The organism is Enterobacter sp. SENG-6 (assembly GCF_001605945.1).
GTDB classification, from domain to species: Bacteria; Pseudomonadota; Gammaproteobacteria; order Enterobacterales; family Enterobacteriaceae; genus Enterobacter; species Enterobacter cloacae.
The window spans coordinates 1-1,249 of sequence record NZ_LOMM01000071.1; the positions used below are offsets into that span (position 1 = coordinate 1).

Here is a 1,249-nt window from a genome sequence, read left to right on the forward strand (position 1 = left end):
TGTTGTGGTCAACTAAAACTGGCCACCGCGTTAGAGTTTTTCCAGTATCGGTTTTCTGATTCGTTTGGTGGTAACCCACCATTATATTCGTGCGGTCTTAGTGCGCTGTAATATCCAACGATATAGTCCGTTATTGCGTGAGCTGCATCGCTGAAGCTTACATAGCCCGTCGCTGGCACCCATTCGTTCTTCAGACTCCTGAAGAAGCGCTCCATTGGGCTGTTATCCCAGCAGTTTCCACGCCGACTCATACTCTGCCTGATCCGGTATCGCCACAGTAACTGCCGGAACTGCCTGCTCGTATAATGACTGCCTTGATCGCTGTGGAACATCACCCCGACGGGCTTACCACGGGTTTCCCATGCCATTTCCAGTGCTTTCATGGTAAGCCTGCTGTCCGGCGAGAACGACATGGCCCAGCCCACTGGTTTTCTTGCGAACAGGTCGAGAACAACGGCGAGGTACGCCCAGCGCTTACCCGTCCAGATATAGGTCACATCACCGCACCAAACCTGATTTGGTTCCGTTACGGCGAACTGTCGCTCAAGATGATTCGGGATAGCAACGTGCTCATGACCGCCACGCTTATACCGGTGAGTCGGCTGCTGGCAACTGACCAGCCCCAGCTCTTTCATGAGTCTGCCAGCAAGCCAGCGCCCCATCTGGTAGCCTCTCTGGGTTGCCATTGTGGCGATGCTTCTTGCTCCGGCAGAGCCGTGGCTGATGCCATGCAGTTCAAGTACCTGGCTGCGTAATACAGCCCGTCTGCCGTCTGGCTTTTCAGGACGGTTTTTCCAGTATTTGTAGCTGCTGCGATGGACCCCGAACACATGGCAGAGAGTGGCCACAGGATAACGCGCCCTGAGTTTCCCGATTATCGAGAACTGTTCAGGGAGTCTGACATCAAGAGCGCGGTAGCCTTTTTTAATATTTCATTTTCCATTTCAATACGTTGTAGCTTTTTCCTGAGCTCACGGATTTCAATTTGTTCCGGGGTAATGGGGGAGGCTTTTGGTGTTTTTCCCTGCCGCTCATCACGTAATTGTTTCACCCATCGCGTCATTGTGGAAAGGCCGACATCCATAGCGCTGGCTGCATCTGCCACGGTGTAATTCTGGTCAACGACCAGTTGAGCGGATTCGCGTTTAAACTCTGCGCTGAAATTTCTTTTTTTCATTATGGCACCTGTGTTGTTCTGAGGTGAGCATATCACCTCTGTTCAGGTGGCCAAATTCAGTAAACCACTTCA

1 protein-coding gene is annotated in these 1,249 nt (G+C 52.0%); it reads right to left on the reverse strand.

Annotated features, from left to right (window positions below):
* Positions 1 to 8: 8 nt before the first annotated feature.
* Positions 9 to 1,177, reverse strand: a protein-coding gene (locus AX755_RS21585) for an IS3-like element ISEc52 family transposase (protein WP_103255452.1) whose coding sequence is annotated in 2 segments (ribosomal slippage) — positions 9 to 928 and positions 928 to 1,177 — 1,170 coding nt in all. Because the reading frame shifts where the segments join, the coding sequence is not laid out codon by codon here.
* Between the last annotated feature and the right edge of the window lie 72 nt (positions 1,178 to 1,249).